4 protein-coding genes are annotated in these 5790 nt (G+C 70.8%); 3 read left to right on the top strand and 1 reads right to left on the bottom strand.

Annotation, left to right across the window (positions count from 1 at the left end):
• Positions 1 to 475 precede the first annotated feature (475 nt).
• Positions 476 to 4063, bottom strand: coding sequence for a transcription-repair coupling factor (gene mfd, locus ACK4LS_RS10685; RefSeq protein ID WP_409716914.1), 3588 nt, complete (start codon positions 4061 to 4063; stop codon positions 476 to 478).
• Positions 4064 to 4179: 116 nt separating this feature from the next.
• Here mfd and ACK4LS_RS10680 point away from each other — a divergent pair, with 116 nt between their 5' ends.
• The 3 genes from ACK4LS_RS10680 to ACK4LS_RS10670 form a co-directional block, all read left to right on the top strand.
• Complete coding sequence (locus tag ACK4LS_RS10680) at positions 4180 to 4662, top strand: hypothetical protein (RefSeq protein ID WP_409716912.1); 483 nt, start codon at positions 4180 to 4182, stop codon at positions 4660 to 4662.
• Between the two features lie 165 nt (positions 4663 to 4827).
• Complete coding sequence (locus ACK4LS_RS10675) at positions 4828 to 5337, top strand: hypothetical protein (RefSeq protein WP_409716910.1); 510 nt, start codon at positions 4828 to 4830, stop codon at positions 5335 to 5337.
• Positions 5338 to 5461: 124 nt separating this feature from the next.
• On the top strand, positions 5462 to 5790 hold a 329-nt coding region (locus ACK4LS_RS10670; RefSeq protein WP_409716908.1), incomplete at its 3' end, for a MerR family transcriptional regulator.

Raw genomic sequence — 5790 nt, 5'->3', positions numbered from 1 at the left:
GATCCAAAGGAATTACTCGCAGTCCGAAGACCAACGAGGAATAAATTGGCATTTGACAAGTGCACGCTGTTGAGTTCTCAAGGAACGGACGCACCCACAGAAACAGTCATCTCGACCTACCGTGAGGCAGTTCACTTCTAAACGACCACCAGGCACTGATGGCTCCGCTATCGGATCTCAGAAGAGATCCGCATGATGGGAACCGGCCGGGTGACCGAACCAAAACCTTACACCATATGGCGGGGTTTCGGGGTGGTTCTCCGCTTGAGGGGACGCGGGGCCTTTCGGCCGCTCCGCTCTCCCCTGTGGGGCGAACAAGTAAGAAGTTACGCGGGAATGAACGACCCGTCGAATCCACACACTCCCCGGGCGTGTCGTGCACGCGGAACCCCGGAATCACGCGGGAGCACGAGCGAGGGCCCGACCGACGACGTCGATCGGGCCCCCTGAGCACCCCTCCCCTGTCCGGGAGGACTCAGGCGGTCGCCGTCTCCGCGGCCTTCTCCAGGGGAACCGGCCACAGCGCATCGAGCAACTGCCGGACCCAGGCGATGAGGTTGGTGTCGTCGGCATCCTGAGGAAGGGGGACGACCATGGCTTCGCCGCTCGCCACCAGCTTCGCCTTGGGGTACAGGCGCTGGAGACGCACGCGCATCGACTCGGGCAGGTTCGCGGGGGCGACGCGCAGGTTCGACCCCATCGCCACGACGTCGGCCAGGCCCGCCTGCGCAGCGCGGCGACGCAGGCGTGCGACGGCGACGAGGCCCTCGACCTCGGCGGGCGGCTCGCCGTATCGATCGCGGAGTTCGTCGACGACGAGGTCGATCGCGTCGCCTTTCGCGGTCGCCGAGGCCGCGGCCGAGAGCTTCTGGTAGGCCTCGAGGCGCAGGCGCTCGCTGTCGATGTAGAACTCCGGTAGACGCGCGTCGACCGGCAACTCCAGGCGGAGCTCCGTGGGGCCGTCGACGTCTTCACCGCGGAACGTCGACACCGCCTCACCGATCATCCGCAGGTAGAGGTCGAACCCGACCCCGGCGATGTGGCCGGCCTGCTCCGCGCCGAGCAGGTTGCCCGCCCCGCGCAGCTCGAGGTCTTTGAGCGCCACCTGCATCCCGCTGCCGAGGTCGTTGTTGACCGCGATGGTCTCGAGGCGGTCGGCTGCGGTCTCGGACAGCGGCTTCATCTCGTCGTAGAGGAAGTAGGCGTAGGCGCGGTCGCGACCGCGACCCACGCGCCCACGGAGCTGGTGCAGCTGCGACAGGCCGTACTTGTCGGCGCGGTCGATGATGATCGTGTTCGCGTTCGAGATGTCCAGACCCGTCTCGATGATCGTGGTCGACACCAGGACGTCGGCGCGGCGTTCCCAGAAGTCGTCGACCACCTGCTCGAGAGCGTTCTCCCCCATCTGCCCGTGCGCCACGACGATGCGCGCCTCGGGGACGAGCTCGGCGAGGTGCGCCGCGACCCGCTGGATGGACGAGACGCGATTGTGCACGTAGAACACCTGCCCTTCGCGCAGCAGCTCGCGACGGATCGCGGCGGCGATCTGCTTGTCGTTGCGCGGGCCCACGTACGACAGGATCGGATGCCGATCCTCGGGCGGGGTCGCCAGGGTCGACATCTCGCGGATGCCGGTCACCGCCATCTCGAGCGTGCGCGGGATGGGTGTGGCACTCATCGCCAGGATGTCGACGTTGGTCTTGAGCTTCTTCAGCTGGTCCTTGTGCTCGACGCCGAAGCGCTGCTCCTCGTCGATGATCATCAGCCCGAGGTCTTTGAAGAGCACCTTCTCGGTGAGGATGCGGTGCGTGCCGATCACCATGTCGACGGTGCCGTCGGTGAGGCCGGCGAGGGTGGCCTTGGCCTCCTTGTCGCTCTGGAACCGCGACAGCGGTCGCACCGTGACGGGGAAGCCGGCGAAGCGCTCGGCGAAAGTCTCGAGGTGCTGTTTGACCAGCAGCGTGGTCGGAACGAGCATCGCGACCTGCTTGCCGTCTTGGATGGCCTTGAACGCGGCGCGCACCGCCACCTCGGTCTTGCCGAAACCCACGTCGCCGGAGAGCAGGCGGTCCATGGGGATGGGTTTCTCCATGTCGGCCTTGATCTCATCGATCGTCTGCAACTGGTCCTGCGTCTCGGCGAAGGGGAAGGCCTCCTCGAGCTCGCGCTGCCAGGGGGTGTCGGGACCGAAGGCGTAGCCCTTGGACGCCATGCGTGCGGAGTAGAGCTTGACCAGTTCGACGGCGATGTCGCGGACGGCCTTGCGGGCGCGCCCCTTGGCGGCGGCCCAGTCGCTGCCGCCCATCTTCGAGAGGGTGGGGGCTTCGCCACCCACGTACTTCGAGAGCAGGTCGAGCTGGTCGGTGGGGACGAAGAGCTTGTCGCCCGGGTAGCCGCGCTTGGCGGGCGCGTACTCGAGGACGAGGTATTCCTTGGTGGTCTTGACCGCATTTCGTCCGCCGCTGGAGACCTCGCGCTGCGTCAGCTCGAGGAACTTGCCGATTCCGTGCGTCGCGTGCACGACGACATCGCCCGGCTTCAGCTGCAGCGGATCGACCACGTTGCGGCGCCGAGAGGCCAGCTTCTTCACTCCGCGGTTGTCGCCCGCCACCGAGCGGCCGTAGAACTCCGTCTCGGTGATGACGGCGAAGCTCGACTCCCTCAGTTCGAAGCCGCGCTCGAGCGGCGCGCACACCACGTGTGCGACGCCGGGTTCGGGCGGCAGACGCAGATCGTCGACACGGCGAGCGGCGATGCCGCGCTCGGCCAGGACGTCGCGGGCGCGGTCCACCATGCCCGGGCCCGAGGCCGTGACGACCACGGACCAGCCGTCGGCGAGAAGGCTGCCGACGTGGGCGGTCGCTCCCTCGACGTTGCCCTGGAACGACGGCACCGGGTCGGCCTTGACACGGTGCGCGGAGCCGTCGCCCACGACGAGGCCCTCGTCTTCGGCATCCGCCGCACCGGAGTCGAAGGCGCTCAGCTGCCACCACACGCCACCGCGTCCGCCGGCGATCTCGCGGAGGTCGTGGAGGGTGACGAAGTCGCCCGAGTCGAGGTCGACGGGGGTGTCGGCGCCGGCGGTCGCGGCCGACCAGGCGGCCTCGAGGAACTCGCGGTTGGTGTCGCCGAGGGTGGTGGCGCGGGCGAGGGAGCGCTCGGGGTCGACGAGAGCGACGGCGCTGCCGCCGGGGAGGTAGTGCACGAGGGTCACGAGGTCGTCGACGAGCACGGGGATGAGGGATTCCATGCCCTCGGCGGGGATGCCCTCGGCCATCTTCTCGAGCAGCTGGCGCAGGCCGGGGTAGCCGTCGCGCAGCGCCGCGGCGCGAGCACGGACGTCGGCGGTGAGGAGCAGTTCGCGGCTCGGATTGAGCGAGACCCCCGTGACGTCGCCGGGGAGCGAGCGCTGGTCGGCGACCGAGAACGACCGGATCTGATCGACCTCGTCGCCGAAGAACTCGACGCGGTACGGGTGGTCGGCCACGGGCGGGAAGACGTCGAGGATGCCACCGCGCACCGCGAACTCCCCGCGGCGCGACACCATGTCGACCCGGTGGTACGCCAGTTCGATGAGTCGCGTCGTGACGGTCTCGAGCTCGTGCCCGCGGCCGCCCACGCGCAGCTCGACGGGCTCGACGTCGCCGAGCCCCGGGGCGAGCGGCTGCAGCGCGCTGCGCACCGAGGCCGTGACGACGAGCGGCGCCTCGCCGTCCCACGCGGCGATCCGGCGCAGCACGTCGAGGCGGCGTCCGACGGTTTCCGGGCTCGGGCTGAGCCGCTCGTGCGGGAGCGTCTCCCACGCCGGGAAGTGCAGCACCTGCGCGCCGGGGAGCACGGCATCCAGAGCCGGACCCAACGACTCGGCGCGGCGACCGGTCGGCGCGATGACCAGCACGGCGCCGGGGTCGCCCGCGGCACGGCGACGCTCGATGAGCCCCGCGATGACGGGGGCGTCGAGGCCGTCGACGAGGGAGAGCGACAGGTCGGAGGATGCCGCGGCAGCGGCCTCACGGTACGACTCAGCCTGCTCGAGGGCGCGAACGATCCCGGGAACTGTCACTCGGGAAAGTCTACGCGGGGGCGCCGACATCGGGTCCGACTGGCGCCGCGGGACGGGATGTGCCCACGCCCGGCGTCACACCGCGGCGGTGGCGTGCCGTCTCGTAGAGTGACGGGGTGACTTCGCCCAGCGCCCCGACCGGTCCGGTGTTCGCCGCGCCGCACACCGCGCCGCCGGTCGGGACCCTGCTGTCTCCCCCGCCGGCGACCGACCGCGGGCGTCCGCTCGGCACGTGGGCGCTCGTGCTCTCGGTCGTCGCCACGATCCTGGCCCCGGCGGTCTCCGGCTTCGCCGCGTTCCGGGTGGCCCGGGGCGCGGGTCCGGGGCTCGAGGCGACGGCGTCGAGCGCCTTCGACTGGCGCGTGCTCTCGCCCGTGCGCGAATGGGTGCTGCTCGGCGAAGTGGCCTTCTGGTCGGGCACGGTGGTCGGCATCCTGGCCCTCGGGCTCGGCATCGCCGGTATCGCCACGCGGCGCGGACGCGGCGCGGGGATCGCCGCCGTGGTGCTGTCGGTGATCGGCCCCGTGGTGTTCGGCGGGCTCGTCGCGCTGGCCCTGGTCGCGGGGCTGGCAACCGCCTCCGCGAACACGCCCATCTGAGCCCTCCGACGGCCGGTCGGCACGACGGGAAGCGGCGAACGGGCGCGGCACGGCCCGATACCGCCTCCGTTGTGCCGCGTCCACCCCCGACGCACTTCGGGCTCCCGCTCCCTATGCTCGGCTGATCGGGCGTTTCTCGCCCGCCCACGACCAGAGGAGCATCTCGTGAGCACCACACCGCCGCCCCCCGAGCCGTACGAACCCGCCACCCGCCGCGACGACCACGCCGCCCCCGCCGTCTCGGGCGCCCCCGCCGCCCCGGCCTACGCGCCGTACACGGAGTCCCGATCGACGCCGTCGAAGAAGCTCGGTGTGATCGCCTTCATCGCCTCGCTCATCGCCGTCGTGGTCGGGTCGATCCTGGCGTTCGTCGCCGGCCTGCAGAGCGCCGGGGTCGCGCAGTACGCGGACCGTGAGACGAACCAGATCGACCCGAACACCCTGCCCCCGGGCGTCGAGCAGTCCGCGATCCTCGTGGCGACGCTCAGCGTGCTCGCCTTCGTCGTCTACGGCGTCTTCGCGCTCTGGGGCCTCATCCAGGGCATCATCGCCGCCGTGAAGAACCGCGGTCGCGGCTGGGCCATCGCCGCCATCATCCTCGCGGTGCTCGGCGGGATCGTCGTCGTCGTCGCCCTCGGCGTCGGCGCCGCCGCCGGTGTCGGCTCCGTCATGTGACACACGTTTCCCGAACGGCCCCGGCATCCTGCCGGGGCCGTTCGTCGTCGCCCCGACGCGCGTCCCGCGGCGCGGATACGCCGACGCGTGCCCCTGACACGGTGTGAGGGTGTGGACTGTGGTCATGGTCTCCATCGGCGAACTCGCCCGGCGCACGGGAACGACCCCGCGCATGCTCCGGCACTGGGAGGCCACCGGACTGCTCCCGCCCGCCGCCACCGATCCCCTCACCGGCCGACGGTCGTACGATCCGGCTCAGGAAGGACGCGTGCAGAGCATCGTCGCTCTCCGCGCCAACGGCTTCGGTCTCGACGCCATCCGCGATCTGCTCGACTCCGGAACCGACCACGACCGTCTGCGTGCCGTGCTCGACGCACGACGATCCACGGTCGCGGCGGGGGGGGGGCGCGCCCCCCCCCCCCCCCGCGGGGGGGCCGGGGGGGGGCGGCGCCC

This window comes from Microbacterium sp. (genome assembly GCF_046295495.1).
Taxonomy (GTDB): Bacteria; Actinomycetota; Actinomycetes; order Actinomycetales; family Microbacteriaceae; genus Microbacterium.
This window is presented reverse-complemented; position numbering and strand designations above follow the sequence as displayed.